We start from the raw sequence: 20,422 nt of genomic DNA, 5'->3' as shown, positions 1-20,422 counted from the left end.
GAGTGGATCTTGGCGCCGAGCACCGCTCCGGTGCGGATAGCATGGCTGGGCAAGACGGCGCCGTGTGGCGCCCCGGCAGAGGGGACGGTACGTGGCGGTGGCGACACCGAATCGGAACGTGCTCGACGAGATCATCGTGGGCGTGCGCGCCGACCTGGCCGAGCGCCAGACCCAGATCCCCCTCGACGAGGTCAAGGCGAAGGCGCTGGCCCAGCCCTCGGCCCAGGACGGGGTGCGCGCGCTGCGCGGCGAGGGCGTGGCGGTCATCGCCGAGGTGAAGCGGTCCAGCCCCTCTAAGGGCGCGCTCGCCGCGATCGCCGACCCGGCCGCGCTGGCCGGGGACTACGAGCAGGGCGGCGCGAGCGTCATCAGCGTGCTGACCGAGGGGCGCCGTTTCGGCGGCTCGTTGCAGGACCTCAAGGAGGTGCGCGCCCGGGTGGACATCCCGGTGCTGCGCAAGGACTTCATCGTCACCAGCTACCAGCTGTGGGAGGCCCGCGCGCACGGCGCCGACCTCGTGCTGCTGATCGTCGCGGCCCTCGAACAGGACGCGCTGGTCTCGCTGATCGAGCGGGCCGAGTCGATCGGCCTGACCCCGCTGGTCGAGGTGCACGACGAGCAGGAGGTCTCCCGCGCCGTGGACGCGGGGGCCCGCATCATCGGCGTCAACGCCCGCAACCTCAAGACCCTCGAAGTGGACCGCAACACCTTCGCCCGCCTCGCACCGCTGATTCCCGACGACGTCGTACGCATCGCCGAATCCGGCGTGCGTGGCCCGCACGACCTGATCCAGTACGCCAACTCGGGGGCCGACGCGGTCCTCGTCGGCGAATCCCTGGTCACCGGCAAGGACCCGCGTGCCGCGGTCGCCGACCTGGTGGCGGCCGGTGCTCACCCGGCGATGCGGCGCGGACGACAGTAGGCGGCACGGTCGTGTACGACTCTCCGAAACCGATAGCGCCGGCGCGGCGGCGGCCGTGGTGGCGGCATGCCCCGGCGGGCCGTCGATGGCAGTCCGGGCGGTAACTCAGCCGCGGTCGTAACCCGGCCGCGCTGGCACACCGACCTCCGACCGCAGTGCGCGGCAGCCATAGGCCGTCCGCGCCACGCCTCCGACCCGCCCCCGCGATGACGCGATCACTATTTTCGTATTTCGGAGCGTTCCGATGACCGATGCAGTGCACTTCGGCGACGCCTTCTTCGCCGCCGCCTACGCCCAACCCTCCCCGCAGCCCGACGACGCCGGGCACTACGGCCGCCATGGTGGCCGATTCATGCCCGAAGCGCTGATGGCCGCGCTCGCCGAGCTGACCGAGGCGTACCAGAAATCGAAGAACGACCCGGCCTTCCACGCCGAGTTCTCCACCCTGCTGCGCACCTACGCCAACCGCCCCTCGCTGCTGACCGACGCCCGCCGCCTGTCCGAGGCCACGGCCGGACAGACCGGCGGCGCCCGCTTCCTGCTCAAGCGCGAGGACCTCAACCACACCGGCTCGCACAAGATCAACAACGTGCTCGGCCAGGCCCTGCTGACCAAGCGCATGGGCAAGCGCCGCGTCATCGCCGAGACCGGTGCCGGCCAGCACGGCGTGGCCACGGCCACCGCCGCCGCGCTGCTCGACCTCGAATGCGTGGTGTACATGGGTGAGGAGGACACCCGGCGCCAGTCGCTCAACGTCGCCCGCATGCGCATGCTCGGCGCCGAGGTCGTCCCGGTCGCCATCGGCTCGCGCACCCTCAAGGACGCCATCAACGAGGCGATCCGCGACTGGGTGACCAACGTGGACCACACGCACTACCTGCTGGGTACCGCCGCCGGACCGCACCCGTTTCCGGCCATGGTGCGCGACTTCGTGCGCATCCTTGGCGCCGAGGCCCGGCAGCAGACCCTTGAGCTGACCGGCGCGCTGCCCGACGCCGTAGCCGCCTGCGTCGGCGGCGGCTCGAACGCGATCGGCGCGTTCCACGCCTTCGTACCCGACGAAAGCGTGCGCCTCTACGGTTTCGAAGCCGGCGGCTCAGGCATCGAATCAGGCCTGCACGCCGCCTCGATCACCGGCGGCGCGGTCGGCGTCCTGCACGGCGCGCGCACATACCTGCTCCAGGACGAGTACGGCCAGACGCTGCCCAGCCACTCCATCTCCGCAGGGCTCGACTATCCCGCCGTCGGCCCCGAGCACGCGTGGATGCACGACACCGGCCGAGCCGTGTACGAGGCTGTCACCGACGACGAGGCCATGCAGGCGTTCCAGTTGCTGTGCCGCACCGAGGGCATCATCCCGGCCATCGAATCGGCACACGCCGTCGCAGGGGCCGTACGCGTCGCCGCACGCCTGCGCGCCGAACTCGGCCGCGATCCCGTCATCCTGATCAACCTCTCCGGCCGCGGCGACAAGGACATGCACACCGCCGCTGCGTACTTCGGCTTCGCCAACAGTGGTAAGGAAGCCTGAGCTGACTATGAACACTGACACAAACACCGGTGCAAGCACGAGTACGAGCGCAAGCGCTGGCACCAGCACCAGCAAGCTCACCGAAGTCCTGGCCGCCGCCCAAGCCGAGAATCGCGCAGCCCTGATCGGGTACCTGCCCGCCGGCTATCCCTCCGTCGAAGGCGGGATCGCCGCCATCCGCGCCATGATCGAGGGCGGCGTCGACATCGTCGAGATCGGATTGCCGTACTCCGATCCGCAGATGGATGGGCCGGTCATCCAGCGCGCCGTCGAGCGGGCCCTCGAAGCGGGCACCAACACCCCCGACGTCCTGCACACCGTCGAGGCCATTGCGCAGACCGGCGCACCCACGCTCGTCATGACGTACTGGAATCCCATCGAGCGTTACGGCGTCGAACGTTTCGCCAAGGAATTCGCAGACGCGGGCGGCGCGGGCCTGATCACCCCCGACCTGATCCCCGAAGAGGCAGAGCCCTGGCTCGTCGCCTCCGACGCGCACGGGCTCGACCGGGTGTTCCTGGTCGCGCAGTCCTCCACCGACGAGCGCATCGCGCTGACCACGCGAACCTGCAAGGGCTTCGTCTACGCGGCGTCCCTGATGGGCGTGACCGGAACCCGTGACGCGGTCAACTCCGAAGCTCGCCACCTCGTCGAGCGCACCCGCGTGGCGAGCGCGGTGCCGGTCTGCGTCGGCCTGGGCGTCTCCAATGCGCAGCAGGCCGCCGAAGTCGCCGGTTTCGCCGATGGTGTGATCGTCGGCTCGGCGTTTGTCCGCCGCCTGCTCGAAGCCTCCAACGAGGCGGCGGGACTGGCCGCAGTGCGCGATCTCGCCGCACAACTCGCGGAAGGTGTCCGATCCGGGCGTTCGTGAGGTAACCTCACCGCGACTGGGAACGATACGACCGATGGCGGGCGGTCGGCGGATCAGCGGTCGCGTTGCGGACCCACGAGCGAAGACGGGATGGGAACCAGGGATGGCGGCGGAACGAGGCACGGTGGCCAAGAACGGCGGTGGCGCCGGACAAGGCGGCACGAGCAGCCGGAAGAGCGCCTCGCCCGAGGACGCACGCACGTCTGGGCCCGGGTCCGGGTCCAGGCTCGGACCTGCGCGAAAGGGCGCCTCGCCCGAGCCCGTGTCCGGCACGGGCTCCGGGTCGGGCTCCGGGTCCGCACTCGCGGCCGCCACCCCCTGGATCTCCCTGGTCGCCCGGCTCGCGCTGGGCGCCATGTGGCTGTACTACAGCCTGCCCAAGCTCGGCTCCCCGGAAGTCAACGCCGCCTCCGTGCGTAACTTCCAAATCCTGCCCACCGGCCTGGTCGACACGTTCGCCTACGCCCAGCCCTACGTCGAGCTGGCCCTCGGCCTGCTGATCATCGCGGGGCTGGGCACCCGGCTGGTCGCCGCGTTCTCCGCCGTGCTGCTGCTGGTCTACATCGGCGGCATCGCCTCGCTAGGCGCCCGCGGCATCCACATCAGCTGCGGCTGCGGCGGCGCCGGCAGCGAAGTCGCGGCCGGCCAGACTCGTTACACCCTCGACATCCTGCGCGACATCGCCTACCTCATCCCGGTCGCCTGGCTGCTGTGGAAGCCAGAGAGCAAGTACTCCGCCGACGGCGCCATCGTGCCCGAGCCCGTCGCGCCGCTCGCCATCCCCGCACCGCTCCGCTTCACCGCCAAGGGCGGCCCCGCGCGCCGCTGACAGTCGCGTCCAGAACCCGTCAGTGACGCTCGTTCAATACACCTTGTCTACACCTTGTCAAAGCACGGTGGCCCGGTTCCAATCCTGCTTGAACATCCGAGCCGCCGACTCCAGGTAGTCGCCGTACAGCACGACACCACCCAATGCGTCCTGGTGACGCACCGCGGTGTAGGCGAGGACGCCGTTGACGATGCCGTCGTCCGAAAAGCGTTCCCCGAGCACCGGCTCGCGCCGCTGTAGCTGCGCCAAGTCCAGCTCGTGGATCACCACGGCGGTCGGCAGTTCGGCGTCCAGCACGCGGAATTCGAGATTCTCGTGTACCGCCGCCGGGTCCACCCCGCCTTGCAGCAGCAGGCTGCGGTAAGTCTGGACGTAGGGCAGGTAGGTGGCTCGCTTGCCGTAGAAGATGAACCGGTAGCCGCGCCCGGCGGCGAGGTTGTCGACCATCGTGTAGTAGTAGTCGCCGGGCCGGCCCACGCCATCCTCGTCGATCTTGATGTCGGCGGGGGCGCTGCGGATCATGATCTTGGTGTGGATGGCGCACGACTCGATCGCCATGGCCTCCTCGTCGGAGATGAAACCGGCCGGGCCGAAGTTCTCCGGGTTGTCCAGCATCCCCTGCGCGATCCGCTCCACCTCGGTGAACAGCAGGCGGCTGACCCGCAGCACCAGGTCACGCTGGCGTCCGCTGTAGTTGTTCGCCTCGGCCAGCGCGCGCAGCACGTCGGCGCGCAGGTTCTGCCGGCCGCCCGAGTCGGTCTTGCGCGGGCGCTCGCCGAAGACGAGGTAATCCAGCGAGACGTTGAAAAACACGCAGATGCCGATCAGGGCGTCGAAACTGGGATTGATCCGTCCTGTGACGTAGTGCGACACGGTGGTCGGGCTGACGCCGAGCGCGGAGGCGAGTTTCTTGTGCGTCACAGTCGCCTTCGAGCGCTCCAGCAGGTTTCGCAGAACTTCCTGGAACTTCACTTCACGCTCGTCTGACACTACTTCGGTATCCTTTCGTCGCGCGGCTCGACCATGATTGGCAGCGCTCAGTTAGCTGAGATAGTTTCTCAAATAGTCATACGAGTTCTGCTGCTTGTCCAGTCGTCACCACCGGGTATAACGTCGAGCGAGGGCGAGCGTGTCGAGACGGTCCGGGTATGCGCCGAATTGCGGCGGTACCGGATTCCGGTGTCTGGAATCGCCTTCTTATTCACGGTATTCGTCAAACTCATGGAATCGGCCGCCCGGTGTGCCGTGCGGCGGCCGGATGAAGCAGGGCTCGATGTCGGTCCGCAGGGATGGCAAGCCGGGAGAGGGTGATCGTCGCGATGAGTATCAGGCTTCTGCTGCGCCGTCGTTCTGCCGAACACGTCACGACCGACGGCTCGGACACTGCGGGCCGGGCCGAGCGCCGCGCGAACGCGATCGACCACTACTCGCTCGTATTGCAGCTGGTGCAGGTGTTTCCGGTCGTGACCGGCGTCACCGTGGCTGTGGTGGCCACAGCGTGGGTCGCCCGCGCACTGGCCGGCGTGTTTCTGCTCGTCGGTTCCTTGTGGGCGATCCGGCTGGAGCGGTCCGCCAAGGACCGGGGCGCGCGCCGGGACGCGTCCGCCCGAGACCCTCAGGTGCGCGCAGTCGTGCTCGCGCAACCGACCGATGAGATCAGTATCCTCATCCAGGTGCGTTCGTCGGTGTCGCCGTCGGCGCCGGGTCGCCGCCGCAGGCGCCGACTCCTGCGACACGCGTCGCGTGCTGTGTCCGGGCCTCCCATCGTCACCGGGGCCGCGCGGCCCGGCGACGGCGAGGGACTGCGTCCTGGAGACCCGATTGCGACGGCCCGCGGGCTGCGGATACATCGAGAGAATCCCTCCGGTATCCGCAGCCCGTAGCACGCATAGACGTCGCGCAGGATAATCGCCGTGAAGCGACCAGGTTCGCGCGTTGTTCGATGATCAGTTGGTCACAAAATCCTCGGCGAGACCGAAATATGATTGCGGATTGTTGAGGATGAGTTCGCGGATGTCCTTCTCCTTATTGTACTCATTCATGAGGAACGGCTCGATCCGCGTATGGGCGTCCGGGCTCATGAAATACATGATGGATTTACGGCCGGTGATTCCGTGATTTCGCGCCAGATGGAACAGCGGTGGGATTTCGCCACCGGTCATTGCGGTCATCACACTGCCTGGCATGACGATGACCTCATCCTCCGGGAACTCCAGCGGCAGTTGCTCGCCGCGATCCTCGAAGACCGCCTCAAGCCCCTTGGCGCTCGCCCAGATGACGGTGAGGAAGACGGCGTCCTCGTGCGGCTGCTGTAGCAACTCCTCGTCCGTGGTCCGGCCGAAGTTGTTGATTTGCAGCACGGATGCGTTCTCGAACGGCAGCTCGTGCTGGTAGTCGTACCGATCGCGCAGCTCGGTGAGCAGGACACGGGTGATCTCGGCGGCGATGCGGCGGTAAGCCTCGGCGGCGGCGAGGAAGCCGGTGATCTCGTCGCTGTTCGGCGGAGTCTTGGGGCGCTGCGGCCAATACAGGAAGGAGTCGTTGAGGTCAGGGCGGTCTGGATCGCCGGCATGGGCGTAGGCGTGCGGGCGGTATCCGGTGCTGCGGTTGGGGACGCCGTATCTCAGTTTGGCGCCCGGTTCGAGCGCGAAGAAATCCGTCGCGGCCCGGTACAGAGTCGCCAGCCGCTGCGCGGCCGAGTGCTTCAAGCGGACGCGCGCAAATCCCTGGTCGAGAATCTGGGCGAGCACTGCGGTCGTCGAAGATCCAATATATTCCGAATGTGCGGTCATGGACCCGCATACTATTGAATTCGGCGCGACACGCCAACACGATCGTTACGATGATCGGACGAACCGGCGGAATGGCTCGTGCGCGCGTCAAAGCGACAACCTCGCTTCATTTCGCGCGATTATGTCCGCCATGGTGGATCAGAGCGGGCCGAAGCGTCCGACGCGGGGAAGCGCGACCCTGGACGGCATCGATCAAGAACCGGTCGGTCCGGCTGCGCAGACAGGAAGCCCGGTACAGAACGCTGCGCCCCGGAGCAAGAGAGTTGCGCAGCTACGACATGCGCAGCTTGCCGCGCAACGGCGTCGGCGGCAGTTCCTGATCGGCGGGGGAGTGCTGGCCGTGATCGCTGCGGTGGCGGGGATCGGCGTGCTGGTTCAGCAGAGCCGGGCTGGCGCGGATGCCGCACTCGGCAAGGGGCCGCTCGTCGTGCCGTCCGGGGCGGTGGGGTATGGGGACGCAGTGGGCGATGGGGGTGCGGCGATTCCGTACGGTGCGTCTCAGGCTGCGAAGGTCACGCTCACCGTGTACGAGGACTTCCGCTGCCCGTACTGCCTGAGAGCGGAGGCCACGTTCGAGAACACGTACAAGGCGTACGCGCAGGCGGGCAAGATCAAGGTGCAGTACCACCTGGTCGACCTGCTTGATCGCAATCTTGGCGGCACCGGGTCGATTCGTGCGGGCAACGCCGGGGCGTGCGCGCAGGATGCCGGGAAGTTCGAGGCGTATCACGACCTGCTGTACGCCAACCAGCCGGAGGAGACGAACGACGCCTACGGCTCCAACGCCGCCCTGATTGGTTTGGCCGCACAGGTCCCCGGCCTGGACACGGACACCTTCCGTTCATGCGTTGCTCGTGGCACGCACGGCTCGTGGGTTCGGCGGAACTATGACGCGCTGAACGCGCTGCTGAAGGGCTCGGTGTCCACGCCGTACTACGCGATCAACGGCACTCAGTTCAAGATGACCATGCAGCCCGCCGCCTATCAGCAGGAAGCTTTCAAGGCCGCGCTCGACTCCGCGCTCGCCACCGCGGGCTGAGGACTTGGCGCTGCTCGTCACTGCTCGCTGATCCGCTGGTCAGTGGATCGCAGTCCACGGACACAGGGTCGATTCGGGGCTTTCCGGCCCGCTTAGGTTACGAGACGGTTACGTGACGCCATGAATTCGCCGAGATCTGGCCGGGGGGAGGGTGGCACGGCGGGGCGGCGCGAATAGGATGCGGCAGCGGCTTTGTCCAGCGTGCCCTCGGCATGGGCGCGAGCGGGCCGCGCCCACCGCACTCGCGACCGACCTGGAAGTGGACCGCCGACGATGAGCAAGGCTAACAGGCTAGGCAAGGAGCTCGCTCGCGAACGCACCGCGCAGCTGCGGTTCGAACAAGCGCAGCGGACACGCCGCAAGCGGCTGTACAGCGTGAACGGCTCCGTCTTCGGCGTCGTGATCATCGCCGCCATCGTCGGGCTGGCCGTGCAGAACGCGCTGCTGCCCAAGACGCCCACGCAGGTGCCCGTGGGCGCGGTCGCCGACACCACCGGCGGGGTGGCCGCCGCGGACGGCATGGCCATCCCGCTCGGCGACTCGAGCGCCAAGGTCAAGCTGACCGTGTACGAGGACGCGCGCTGCTCCAACTGCAAGTCGTACGAGACCACCTACACCCCGGCCTACAAGCAGCTGATCCAGAACGGCACGCTCGAACTGCTGATCCACCCGGTCACCCTGATCGACGAGAACACGAGCGGCAGCGGCTCGCTGCACGCGGGCAACGCCTTCGGCTGCGCGCAGGACGCCGGGAAGTTCGAGGCCTACCACGACATCGTCTTCACGAACCAGCCGGACGAGGGCACCGACTCCTTCGCCTCGGACGCCACGCTGATCGCGCTGGCCAAGCAGGTCCCGGGCCTTGACACCAAGACCTTCGAGACCTGTGTGAACTCGCACAAGTACTTCGGCTGGATGCGGGAGAACTACGCGGACCTGAACAAGATCACCAACAACAAGCCGGCCACGCCCACGTTCTACGCCAACGGCTCGGCCTTCAGCCTGCCCGGCGGGTCCACCGCCACCGATGCGCAGGCCGCCTTCATCGCCGCGATCGACAAGCTGGCCGGACCCAGCGCCTCGCCGAGCGCCAGCGTCAGCGGCAGCGCCAAGGCCAGCGGCAGCGCCGGCCCGAGTTCCAGTGCTGCTGCCAGTACCAGCGCCGCTGCCAGTGCCAGTGCAGGCGCGTCCGCATCAGCATCCGCGTCACCGTCACCGAGTCCGTCTGCGAGCTGATCATGACCCCGTCCACGCATCTGCTCGCTTATTTACCAAGCCCGACCACCGCGCAGATCAAGCTCGGACCGTTCCCGATCCGCTTCTACGCGCTCGCCATCATCGCCGGCATCGTGGTCGCGGTCTGGCTCGGCGAGCGGCGTTGGCGCGCCCGCGGCGGCGAGCCGAACATCATCACGGACATCTCGATCTGGGCCGTGCCCTTCGGCCTGGTCGGCGGCCGGCTCTACCACGTCGTCACCGACTACGAGCTCTACTTCACCTCGGGCCGGGACTGGGTCCGGATGTTCTACATCTGGGACGGCGGCCTTGGCATCTGGGGCGCCATCGCCCTCGGCGCGGTCGGCGCCTGGATCGGGGCCCGGCGGCGCGGGGTCAAGCTCCCGCCGATCGCCGACTCCATCGCGCCGGGCATCATCTTCGCGCAGGCGCTGGGCCGGTGGGGCAACTGGTTCAACAACGAACTCTACGGCGACCCGACCAGCAAACCGTGGGGTCTGACGATCCACTGCACGGACGCGGACCGCAACGCCACACCGTGCTCCGGCATCCCCGGCACCACCACCGTCGCCGGCCACTTCCAGCCGACCTTCCTCTACGAGTCGATCTGGGACCTGCTGATCGGCTTCCTGGTCATCTGGGCCGACCGCAGATTCAAGCTCGGCCACGGCCGCGTGTTCGCCCTCTACGTGCTCGGCTACACCCTCGGCCGCGGCTGGATCGAGCACCTGCGCAGCGACTACGCGCACGTCGTCCTGGGCCTGCGGATCAATGACTGGGCATCGATCCTGGTCGGTCTCACCGCGCTGCTCTACCTGGTCATCAGCGCACGGCGACACCCCGGCCGCGAGACGGCCGAAGAGCTGTACTGGCCGCACTTCCAGCCCTACCAGCCCGGCGCGGCAGCGGCCGCGGCGAAGACTGAGGGCAAGGGTGAGGGCGACGACGGCGTACCGGTCGAGGATGACGCGGCGGCGAACGACGGCGAACAGCGAGGGGAAGAACCGGAGCGGGACGATGCACGCCGCGCCGAAGCCGCCCCCGGCGCGGCCGCGCGCGGCGGCGAGTCGGGCGGATCGTAGCCGTATCCCGCGGAGCAGGGCGAACGGGCGCGCACCCGGAGCGGGGCGCGCCCGTTCGGCATGTTGTGACGCGACTCTCACGCCGGAGGCGTGAAGGGGGCGCAACACGGGGAAAACAAGGTGGTGCGCGCTCCAACCGCAGGTCAACGAGGCTTTGTCCAGAATATGAGATCATGGATTCTCTACTGACGGACGCTTGATCCATCGTGTAACCTCAAAGCCACCGCGGCAGGGCCAGTGTCGTCCCTTGTGCGCGCATTCAGGCGCGGACATTCACGACGACCATGGAGGACCTGATGTCCCAAGCGGCCCCCCATCGCCCGGCTGCGGAGAACCGGTCGAACTCGGCTCTGCACAGCGGCATCCCCTCGGCTCAGGGCCTTTACGATCCGCGGGCCGAGAAGGACTCGTGCGGTGTCGCCTTCGTCGCGACGCTCACCGGGGCGGCCAGCCACACCATCGTCGAACAGGCGCTTACCGCGCTGCGCAACCTCGAACACCGCGGCGCCTCCGGTGCCGAGGTCGACTCCGGCGACGGAGCCGGGATCCTGGTCCAGGTGCCCGACGCGTTCCTGCGTACGGTCGTCGACTTCGAACTGCCCCCGGCCGGCTCGTACGCCGTCGGGCTCGCCTTCATCCCGAACAACGACGAGGTCGAGCTCCAGGCCTACGACACGGTCGCCGCCGTCGCCGCCGAGGAAGGGCTCGAAGTCCTCGGCTGGCGCTACGTGCCGACCACGCCCGACATCCTCGGCGCCACCGCGCGCGCGGTGATGCCGCGCTTCCGCCAGCTGTTCCTCGCCGGAGCGAACGGCGAGTCGGGCATCGAACTGGACCGGCTGGCCTTCGTGCTGCGCAAGCGGGTGGAGCACGACAGCGACGCCTACTTCCCCTCGCTGTCCGCACGCACCCTCGTCTACAAGGGCATGCTGACCACCGGGCAGCTCGAACCGTTCTTCCCGGACCTGTCCGACCGCGGCTTCGCCAGCGCCATCGCGCTGATCCACTCCCGGTTCTCCACCAACACCTTCCCGGCCTGGCCGCTGGCGCACCCCTACCGCTTCGTCGCGCACAACGGCGAGATCAACACCGTGCAGGGCAACCGCAACTGGATGCGTGCCCGCGAGTCGCAGCTGTCCACCGACGCGTTCAAGGGCCCGCTCGACCGGATCTTCCCGGTGGCCACCCCCGGCGCCAGCGACTCGGCCACCTTCGACGAGGTGCTGGAACTGCTGCACCTGGCCGGCCGCTCGCTGCCGCACGCGGTGCTGATGATGATCCCGGAGGCCTGGGAGAACCACACCGAGATGGACCAGGCCAAGCGGGCCTTCTACCACTACCACTCCTGTCAGATGGAGCCGTGGGACGGTCCGGCGGCCATCACCTTCACCGACGGCTCGCTCATCGGCGCCGTGCTCGACCGCAACGGCCTGCGCCCCTCCCGCTACTGGGTCACCGACGACGGCCTGGTGGTGCTCGCCTCCGAGGTCGGCGTGCTCGACATCGACCAGGCGAAGGTGGTGCGCAAGGGCCGGCTCCAGCCCGGCCGGATGTTCCTCGTCGACACCGCGCAGCACCGCATCGTCGAGGACGAGGAGGTCAAGGCCTCCCTCGCCGCCGCGCACCCCTACCAGGAATGGCTGCACGCCGGCCTGATCCACCTGGAGCAACTGCCCGAGCGCGAGCACATCGTGCACACGCACGCCTCCGTGGTGCGTCGTCAGCAGACCTTCGGCTACACCGAGGAGGAACTGCGCGTCCTGCTCGCCCCGATGGCCAAGGCCGGCACCGAGCCGATCGGGTCGATGGGCTCTGACACCCCGATCGCGGTGTTCTCCACCCGGCCCCGGCTGCTGTTCGACTACTTCGCCCAGCTGTTCGCGCAGGTGACCAACCCGCCGCTGGACGCCATCCGCGAGGAGCTGGTCACCAGCCTGAGCACCGCCATCGGTCCCGAGGACAACCTGCTGGCCACCTCCCCGGCCGCCTGCCGCCAGGTGGAGCTGCCGTTCCCGGTCATCGACAACGACGAGCTGGCCAAGCTCATCCACATCAACGCCGACGGCGACCTGCCGGGCCTGCGCGCGGTCACCGTCTCCGGCCTCTACAAGGTCGCCGGCGGTGGTGCCGCGCTGCGCGACCGCCTCGCCGAGATCAACGCCGAGGTCTCCGCCGCGATCGAGGGCGGCGCGCGCATCGTCGTGCTCTCCGACCGGCACTCGGACGCCGAGCACGCCCCGATCCCCTCGCTGCTGCTCACCTCGGCCGTGCACCACCACCTGATCCGGGAGAAGACCCGCACGCACACCGCGCTGCTGGTCGAGGCCGGCGACGTGCGCGAGGTGCACCACGTCGCGCTGCTGATCGGCTACGGCGCCGCCGCGGTCAACCCGTACCTGGCCATGGAGAGCGTCGAGGACCTGGCCAACGCGGGGGTCTTCGTCGAGGTCCCGGCCGAGAAGGCGATCAGGAACCTGATCAAGGCGCTGGGCAAGGGCGTGCTCAAGGTGATGTCCAAGATGGGCATCTCCACCGTCGCCTCGTACCGCGGCGCCCAGGTCTTCGAGGCGCTGGGCCTGGGCCAGGAGCTGGTGGACGAGTACTTCACCGGGACCGTCACCAAGCTCGGCGGCATCGGCCTGCACGAGATCGCCGAGGAGGTCGCCCAGCGGCACCTGCGCGCCTACCCGCGCAGCACCACCCGGCCCGCGCACCGCCGCCTGGAGATCGGCGGCGAGTACCAGTGGCGGCGCGAGGGCGAGCCGCACCTGTTCGACCCGGAAACCGTCTTCCGGCTCCAGCACGCCACCCGCGAGCGCCGGTACGACATCTTCAAGCAGTACACCGGCCGAGTGAATGAGCAGTCCGAACGGCTGATGACGCTGCGCGGCCTGTTCACCCTCAAGCAGGCAGGCACCGAGGGCAACGCGCGCACGCCGATCCCGATCGACGAGGTCGAGCCGGTCTCTCAGATCGTCAAGCGCTTCTCCACCGGCGCCATGTCCTATGGCTCGATCTCCCTTGAGGCGCACCAGAACCTCGCGATCGCGATGAACCGGCTGGGCGCCAAGTCGAACACCGGCGAGGGCGGCGAGGACCCCGAGCGCCTGTACGACCCCGAGCGCCGCTCGGCGGTCAAGCAGGTCGCGTCCGGCCGCTTCGGCGTCACCAGCGAGTACCTGACCAACGCCGACGACCTCCAGATCAAGATGGCGCAGGGCGCGAAGCCCGGCGAGGGCGGCCAGCTGCCCGGCCACAAGGTCTACCCCTGGGTCGCCCGCACCCGGCACTCCACCCCCGGCGTGGGCCTGATCTCCCCGCCGCCGCACCACGACATCTACTCGATCGAGGACCTGGCACAGCTGATCCACGATCTGAAGAACGCCAACCCCGCGGCCCGCGTGCACGTCAAGCTGGTCTCCGAGGTCGGCGTCGGCACGGTCGCCGCGGGCGTTTCCAAGGCGCACGCCGACGTGGTGCTCATCTCAGGCCACGACGGCGGCACCGGCGCGGCCCCGCTCACCTCGCTCAAGCACGCCGGCGCGCCGTGGGAGCTGGGCCTCGCCGAGACGCAGCAGACGCTGCTGCTCAACGGCCTGCGCGACCGGATCGTGGTGCAGACCGACGGCCAGCTCAAGACCGGACGCGACGTCGTCGTCGCGGCCCTGCTCGGCGCCGAGGAGTATGGCTTCGCCACCGCGCCGCTGGTGGTCTCCGGCTGCGTGATGATGCGCGTGTGCCACCTGGACACCTGCCCGGTCGGCGTAGCGACGCAGAACCCCGAGCTGCGTGCCCGGTTCACCGGGAAGCCGGAGTTCGTGGTCAACTTCTTCGAGTTCATCGCGCAGGAGGTGCGTGAGCACCTGGCCGCGCTCGGTTTCCGCACCCTGGCGGAGGCGGTCGGCCGCGTCGAGCTGATCGACCCGGCCGCCGCGGTCGAGCACTGGAAGGCCGCGGGCCTCGACCTGACCCCGGTGCTCTACCAGCCGTTCCTGCCCGAGGGCGCGGCTCTGCACCGCACCGTCGCGCAGGACCACGGCCTGTCCAAGGCGCTGGACAACGAGCTGATCGCGCTGGCCCGCGACGCGCTGGAAGACGCCACCCCGGTGCGCATCGCGCTGCCGATCCGCAACGTCAACCGTACCGTCGGCACCATGCTCGGGCACGAGGTCACCAAGAAGTACGGCGGCGCCGGACTGCCCGACGACACCATCGACGTCACCCTGACCGGCTCGGCCGGCCAGTCCTTCGGCGCGTTCGTGCCGCGCGGCATCACGCTGAGGCTGGAGGGCGACGCCAACGACTACCTCGGCAAGGGCCTGTCCGGCGGCCGGATCATCGTGCGGCCGAACCGGGCCGCGGCCTTCGACGCGGCGAAGAACATCATCGCCGGCAACGTGATCGGCTACGGCGCGACCAGTGGCGAGGTGTTCATCTCCGGCGTCGTCGGCGAGCGCTTCGCCGTGCGCAACTCCGGGGCCACCTTCGTCGTCGAGGGCGTGGGCGACCACGCCTGCGAGTACATGACCGGCGGACGCGTGGTCATCCTCGGCGAGCACGGCCGCAACTTCGCCGCCGGCATGTCCGGCGGCGTGGCGTACGTCCTCGACCTGAAGGTCGCCCGGGTCAACCCCGAGATGGTCGCCGTCGAGGCGCTCGACGCGGCCGACCGGGCCTTCCTTCAGGACACCGTCAAGCGGCACTTCGAGGAGACCGGCTCGCAGGTCGCCGCGGTGCTGCTGGCCGACTGGGCGGGCTCGATCGCCCGCTTCGCGAAGATCATGCCGATCGACTACAAGCGAGTGCTGGGCGCCAGGGCAGCCGCCGAGCGGTCCGGGCTCTCCGAGCAGGAGACCCTCGACAAGATCATGGAGGCCGCACATGGCTGACCCGCGTGGCTTCATGACCACGGGAGTCCAGCACCCCGTCCGCCGTCCGGTCGCCGAGCGCGTCGGCGACTGGAAGGAGGTCTACCCCGAGCGGGCCCTGCTGCCGATCATCGAGAAGCAGGCCGGGCGCTGCATGGACTGCGGCATCCCGTTCTGCCATCACGGCTGCCCGCTCGGCAACCTCATCCCGGAGTGGAACGACCTGGTCTGGCGCGGCGACTGGGCCGCCGCGATCGAGCGGCTGCACGCCACCAACAACTTCCCCGAGTTCACCGGCCGGCTCTGCCCGGCCCCGTGCGAGACTGCCTGCGTCCTTGGCATCAACCAGCCGGCCGTCACCATCAAGAACGTCGAGGTCTCCATCATCGACCGGGCCTGGGACGACGGCCTGGTCACCCCGCAGGCCCCGGAGCGGCACTCCGGCAAGACGGTCGCCGTCGTCGGCTCCGGCCCCTCCGGCCTGGCCGCCGCGCAGCAGCTCACCCGCGCCGGCCACACGGTCGCCGTGTACGAGCGCGCCGACCGCATCGGCGGCCTGCTGCGCTACGGCATCCCCGAGTTCAAGATGGAGAAGCGGCACCTGAACCGGCGCATCGAGCAGATGCGCGCCGAGGGCACCAAGTTCCGCACCGGCGTCGCGATCGGCCAGGACATCCTCGCCTCCGCACTGCGCGACCGCTACGACGCGATCGTGCTCGCCGTCGGCGCCACAAAGGCCCGCGACCTGCCGATCCCCGGCCGGCCGCTGCGCGGCATCCACCAGGCCATGGAATACCTCCCGCTCGCGAACAAGGTCGTCGAGGGCGACTACGTCACGTCGCCCATCACCGCCGAGGGCAAGCACGTCGTCATCATCGGCGGCGGAGACACCGGCGCGGACTGCCTCGGCACCGCGACCCGTCAGCGTGCCGCGAGCGTCACCCAGCTGGAGATCATGCCCCGCCCGAGCGACGAGCGTCCGGGCAACCAGCCCTGGCCTACCTACCCCATGACCTACCGCGTCTCCTCGGCACATGAGGAACTGTCTGCATTGAAAGACGGGGGCGAGCGCGTCTACGCCGTCAACACGACCGAGTTTCTAGGCGACGAGAACGGCAACGTCCGGGCGCTCAAGCTCACCGAGGTCGTCTTCGAGAACGGCCGGTTCAACCCGGTCCCCGGCACCGAGCGCGAGATCCCGGCCCAGCTGGTGCTGCTCGCCATGGGCTTCACCGGCCCGGAACAGGACAACGGCCTGGTCGGACAGCTCGGCCTGGAGCTCGACCAGCGCGGCAACATCAAGCGTGACGCGGACTACCGCACCAACGTGGAGAACGTGTTCGTGGCCGGAGACGCCGGACGCGGCCAGTCGCTGATCGTCTGGGCCATCGCCGAGGGCCGTTCCGCCGCCGCCGCAGTGGACCGGTACCTGGCCGGGGTCTCCGCCCTGCCCACCGCCATCGGCCCAACCGTCCGTCCACTGGTCGTTTGATCACATCGCGCCCCGGCGGCTACCCGACTGAATGAGACAGTTGATCCGTTTCGCGCAAGTAGGCGCCGTGCCGCGTCGGTTCGTGCCGTGTCCACGCGCCCTCTTCGCGCTCTAAGCCGCCCCCTCGGCTTGACCGGCCGCCCACCAAAGCTTCAGGTGGGCGGCCAACTTCCGTTCAACCAGCGTGGGTACCATGGCGGCTGCATACACACGACGGACCACGTCAGCCCGGATGGTGCGCGCATTCGGCGCTACATCACGAATGAGCCCCGTTAGGGACTTGTTACCGCTCGGTAAGGGATAAGGTCGCTTTCATGCGTCGCGCGAAAATCGTCTGTACTCTCGGGCCTTCGGCCGAGACGCCGGAGCAGCTCAAGGCTTTGGTCGCCGCCGGACTCGACATCGGCCGGCTGAACCTTTCGCATGGTTCTTACGCCGAGCACGAGACCCGGTACTTCAATCTGCGCGCAGCCGCGGACGAAGCGGGCAAGGCCGTCGGCATCCTCGTCGACCTTCAGGGTCCGAAGATCCGGCTCGGCACCTTCGCCGACGGTCCCGTCAAGCTGCGCCGCGGCGACCGCTTCACGATCACCACCGAGAACGTGCCGGGCAACCAGGAGATCTGCTCCACCACGTACAAGGGCCTGGCCGGGGACTGCCAGCCCGGCGACCGGATCCTGATCGACGACGGCCGGGTCGCGCTCGACGTGGTCGAGATCGACGGCCCCCGGGTGGTCTGCACGACCGTCGAGGGCGGCAAGGTCTCCGACAAGAAGGGCATCAACCTGCCCGGGGTCGCGGTCTCGGTGCCGGCGCTGTCCGAGAAGGACGTGGCGGACCTGCGCTGGGCGCTCGGCGAGAACGACTCCGGGGTGCGCGCCGACATGATCGCGCTGTCCTTCGTGCGCAGCGCCAAGGACATCGACGACGTGCACGCGGTGATGGACGAGATCGGCGTGCGGCTGCCGGTCATCGCCAAGGTGGAGAAGCCGCAGGCGGTCGAGCATCTCGACGAGATCGTCGACGCCTTCGACGGGGTCATGGTCGCCCGCGGCGACCTCGGCGTGGAGATGCCGCTGGAACAGGTCCCGCTGGTGCAGAAGAAGCTGGTCACCATGTGCCGGCGGATGGCGAAGCCGGTCATCGTGGCCACCCAGATGCTGGACTCGATGATCAGCGCCTCCCGCCCCACCCGCGCCGAGGCCTCCGACGTGGCCAACGCGGTCTTCGACGGTGCCGACGCGGTCATGCTCTCCGCCGAGACCTCGGTCGGCGAGTACGCCGTCGAGACGGTGCAGACCATGGCCAGGATCATCTGCGCGGTCGAGGAGGAGGTCCTGAAGAAGGGCCTGCCCCAGGCGATCTCCAAGCCCCGCACCAAGGGCGGCGCCGTGGCAAGGGCCGCGGCGGAGCTGGGCGACTACCTCAGCGCGAGCTATCTGGTCGCGTTCACCAAGAGCGGCGACACCGCACGCCGCCTGGCCCGCTACCGCTCGCCGATCCCGGTCCTCGCGTTCACCCCCGAGCCGATCGTCCGCTCCCAGCTCGCCCTCACGTGGGGCGTCGAGACGTTCATCGGCGACGAGGTCGGCAGCACCGACGAGATGGTCATCCAGGTCGACCAGGCCCTGCTGAAGATCGGCCGCTGCCAGCCCGGCGACCTGATCATCATCACGGCCGGCTCCCCGCCCGGCATCCCCGGCTCCACCAACGCCGTCCGCGTCCACCGCGTCGGCGACGCCGTCACCGGCGCGGCCCCCGCCTACCGGCAGAGCTGACCAAGCCGAGGCACATCGCGCGTAGTTCGCCGTCGGGCGGGCCAGATCCGAATCGATCTGGCCCGCCCGACCTTTGGTCGCACCCTAGTACTTCGGCCCCACGAACTCATCGAGCGCCGCTACCGACTCCCGCCGCGCGACCGATATCGTGTTCCGCTTGTTGTAGCGCCACTCGATCCCAAGCGCGTCGAGCGTGTCCTTGAAGAGGTTCCTGATGTCCTCACTCTCATTCGTGAAGTGGTATCGCGGGTAGTCGTAGCGTTTTGACGTGCCTGCAACCGTGCGCGTGGTCCAGTTCATGACCCGGCAGCCATCCGAGTGAATCAGCCCACGAATGAATTCTTCCGGGTACGCATCGAGGACGAACTCCTGCCACTCTTCGAGCACGATCGGCCGCTCGTGCTTCCTGCCCGGACCGTGCTGCGGGAACATGCAGATCCAGTGCTCCGAGTACGACTTGACGTCGGTGCAGCCCGTTCGTTGGACACGGCTGGTGGTCACGCCCGGCATCACATCGCGCATCGCTGCTTCGGCGGCATCAATGAGCCCAGGCCAGGCATCTGCACAGGAGATGGAGAGCGTGTGCTGCTTGTGCTTGTGGACGATGTGCCCGTCGCCAAGATAGAGGCCGAGCAGGTAGGAGTACGGCTGCTCGTTCACCTCGAAGCTGTGGCATGCGGGGCACGAGTTCCACGGTGTTGGAGGATACGCATCCGGATACCGCTGACGGTCGTTGAACTTCCAGGCGCCGATCGTGCCGCGTGGCACGCCGAGCATCGAGGCGACGGTGTGATTCCGGAAGCCTTGGCGGAGAAGACTTATGGCATTTATTCGGACTGGTGGCCCGTATGTGGAAAGTCCCATATCTTGATCGTCATGGACCCCGCCGCTCTGGGGTGCAAAGTAAACAGCCGTTCACTACTTCGAGTGAACGGCTGTGCAGTGCGGGGTGCGGGAGTCGAACCCGCACGCCCTCTCGGGCAAATGGGTTTGAGCCATTAGCGTCTACCATTCCGCCAACCCCGCTCGACTGCGTACGCAGCATACCGGATGTTGGAGCGCTCGGGCCTTGCGATAAGCGGTCCACTAAGCTGGCTCGCAGGACGAGCAGTGCCACGACGGACGAGGGGCAGCCGAACTATGACCGCCGACGAGAAGAGCCAGGCGCGCAAGCGGGTTGTGATCGCCGAGGACGAGGCGCTGATCCGGATGGACCTCGCCGAGATGCTCCAGGAAGAGGGGTACGAGGTCGTCGGGCAGGCCGGGGACGGTGAGACGGCGGTGAAGCTGGCCGCGGAGCACCGGCCGGATCTGGTGATTCTGGACGTGAAGATGCCGGTGTTGGACGGGATCACGGCGGCCGAGCGGATCGGTGCGGAGAAGATCGCGCCGGTGTTGATGCTCACCGCCTTCTCCCAGCGCGAGCTGGTCGAGCGGGCCCGGGACGCCGGGGCGATGGCGTACCTGGTCAAGCCGTTCTCGAAGGCCGACCTCGTGCCGGCGATCGAGATGGCCACCTCGCGGTACGAGGAACTGCGCGCGCTTGAGAACGAGGTTGCGGATCTGGCCGCCCGGTTCGAGACGCGCAAGCTGGTCGACCGTGCAAAGGGGCTGTTGCAGGTGCAGCTCGGGATGACCGAGCCCGAGGCGTTCCGGTGGATCCAGAAGACTTCGATGGACCGGCGGCTGACGATGCGTGAGGTCGCGCAGGCCGTTGTGGATGGCACGAGCGCGCCGAAGGGCGAGGGTGGTCCGAGTTCGGGTTCGAGTTCGGGCGCGGCGGGATCGTCGGCGAAAAAGAGCTGAAAGGCTGAACAGGGCTGTTCGGCGCTGCTGCGCGGTGGCGGCGATGGGCTCTGGAGGAGTCTGGAACGGCGCGACGGCTCCGGGTCCGGGTCCGGGTCCGGGTCCGGGTGTCGGCACGTCAGTTCGAGCGGCGTGAGAAAGGGCGGGCTCGCTTGGAGTCCGCCCTTTCGGCCTTG

At 68.5% G+C, this 20,422-nt stretch carries 15 protein-coding genes and 1 tRNA gene; 12 read left to right on the top strand and 4 right to left on the bottom strand.

Translation table 11 applies throughout. The features are described from left to right. Nucleotides 1-97 precede the first annotated feature (97 nt). The 4 genes from trpC to VGS97_RS24115 all read left to right on the top strand — a co-directional run bounded on the left by trpC (nt 98) and on the right by VGS97_RS24115 (nt 4,153). Entirely contained in the window at nt 98-922 is an 825-nt protein-coding gene (trpC, locus tag VGS97_RS24130) for an indole-3-glycerol phosphate synthase TrpC (RefSeq protein WP_326855922.1), read from the top strand. Between the two features lie 244 nt (nt 923-1,166). Next, complete coding sequence (trpB, locus tag VGS97_RS24125; protein WP_326855921.1) at nt 1,167-2,453, top strand: tryptophan synthase subunit beta; 1,287 nt, start codon at nt 1,167-1,169, stop codon at nt 2,451-2,453. A 7-nt stretch (nt 2,454-2,460) separates the two neighbouring features. Then, on the top strand, nt 2,461-3,324 hold the full coding sequence (trpA, locus tag VGS97_RS24120) for a tryptophan synthase subunit alpha (RefSeq protein WP_326855920.1): 864 nt from the start codon (nt 2,461-2,463) through the stop codon (nt 3,322-3,324). A 103-nt stretch (nt 3,325-3,427) separates the two neighbouring features. Continuing rightward, entirely contained in the window at nt 3,428-4,153 is a 726-nt protein-coding gene (locus VGS97_RS24115; protein ID WP_326855919.1) for a DoxX family protein, read from the top strand. A gap of 57 nt (nt 4,154-4,210) precedes the next feature. Here the strand turns inward: VGS97_RS24115 and VGS97_RS24110 are convergent, their stop codons facing one another. Continuing rightward, nucleotides 4,211-5,143: a helix-turn-helix transcriptional regulator gene (locus VGS97_RS24110; RefSeq protein ID WP_326855918.1), complete on the bottom strand. Its 933-nt coding sequence runs from the start codon at nt 5,141-5,143 to the stop codon at nt 4,211-4,213. Nucleotides 5,144-5,472: 329 nt separating this feature from the next. On the opposite strand from VGS97_RS24110, the gene VGS97_RS24105 reads away from it, so the two are divergent. Further along, the gene (locus VGS97_RS24105; protein WP_326855917.1) at nt 5,473-6,036 is read left to right on the top strand and encodes a hypothetical protein; all 564 of its coding nucleotides are present in this window, start codon (nt 5,473-5,475) and stop codon (nt 6,034-6,036) included. Between the two features lie 63 nt (nt 6,037-6,099). On the opposite strand, the gene VGS97_RS24100 is transcribed toward VGS97_RS24105, so the two are convergent. Further along, nucleotides 6,100-6,945: a 2OG-Fe(II) oxygenase family protein gene (locus VGS97_RS24100; RefSeq protein WP_326855916.1), complete on the bottom strand. Its 846-nt coding sequence runs from the start codon at nt 6,943-6,945 to the stop codon at nt 6,100-6,102. Nucleotides 6,946-7,285: 340 nt separating this feature from the next. Between VGS97_RS24100 and VGS97_RS24095 the strand changes: the two genes are divergently transcribed. The 6 genes from VGS97_RS24095 to pyk all read left to right on the top strand — a co-directional run bounded on the left by VGS97_RS24095 (nt 7,286) and on the right by pyk (nt 18,440). Further along, a complete protein-coding gene (locus VGS97_RS24095) occupies nt 7,286-7,984 on the top strand; it encodes a DsbA family protein (RefSeq protein WP_326855915.1) in 699 nt (232 codons plus the stop codon). A gap of 273 nt (nt 7,985-8,257) precedes the next feature. Then, nucleotides 8,258-9,220, top strand: coding sequence for a DsbA family protein (locus VGS97_RS24090; protein WP_326855914.1), 963 nt, complete (start codon nt 8,258-8,260; stop codon nt 9,218-9,220). A gap of 2 nt (nt 9,221-9,222) precedes the next feature. Then, nucleotides 9,223-10,302: a prolipoprotein diacylglyceryl transferase gene (gene lgt, locus VGS97_RS24085; RefSeq protein WP_326855913.1), complete on the top strand. Its 1,080-nt coding sequence runs from the start codon at nt 9,223-9,225 to the stop codon at nt 10,300-10,302. Nucleotides 10,303-10,598: 296 nt separating this feature from the next. Next, the gene (gene gltB, locus VGS97_RS24080) at nt 10,599-15,191 is read left to right on the top strand and encodes a glutamate synthase large subunit (protein WP_326855912.1); all 4,593 of its coding nucleotides are present in this window, start codon (nt 10,599-10,601) and stop codon (nt 15,189-15,191) included. After that, entirely contained in the window at nt 15,184-16,662 is a 1,479-nt protein-coding gene (locus VGS97_RS24075) for a glutamate synthase subunit beta (protein ID WP_326855911.1), read from the top strand. Before gltB ends, VGS97_RS24075 begins: the two co-directional genes overlap by 8 nt. 314 nt (nt 16,663-16,976) lie before the next feature. Further along, a complete protein-coding gene (pyk, locus tag VGS97_RS24070) occupies nt 16,977-18,440 on the top strand; it encodes a pyruvate kinase (protein ID WP_326855910.1) in 1,464 nt (487 codons plus the stop codon). A gap of 84 nt (nt 18,441-18,524) precedes the next feature. Here pyk and VGS97_RS24065 read toward each other — a convergent pair whose 3' ends face one another. Together VGS97_RS24065 and VGS97_RS24060 are read right to left on the bottom strand one after the other, a co-directional pair. Next, entirely contained in the window at nt 18,525-19,217 is a 693-nt protein-coding gene (locus VGS97_RS24065; protein ID WP_326855909.1) for a hypothetical protein, read from the bottom strand. A 166-nt stretch (nt 19,218-19,383) separates the two neighbouring features. Next, a tRNA-Leu gene (locus VGS97_RS24060) sits at nt 19,384-19,466 on the bottom strand. A 114-nt stretch (nt 19,467-19,580) separates the two neighbouring features. On the opposite strand from VGS97_RS24060, the gene VGS97_RS24055 reads away from it, so the two are divergent. Beyond that, nucleotides 19,581-20,246 carry an ANTAR domain-containing response regulator gene (locus VGS97_RS24055; protein ID WP_326855908.1) on the top strand — a complete coding sequence of 222 codons (666 nt, stop codon included), beginning with the start codon at nt 19,581-19,583 and terminating at the stop codon, nt 20,244-20,246. The last annotated feature ends 176 nt before the right edge of the window (nt 20,247-20,422 follow it).

Origin of the sequence: Actinocrinis sp., from assembly GCF_035946395.1 — a bacterium.
Classification (GTDB): domain Bacteria; phylum Actinomycetota; class Actinomycetes; order Streptomycetales; family Catenulisporaceae; genus Actinocrinis.
Note: the sequence above shows the minus strand (reverse complement) of the source record. Positions and strands in the feature narration are given on the sequence as shown.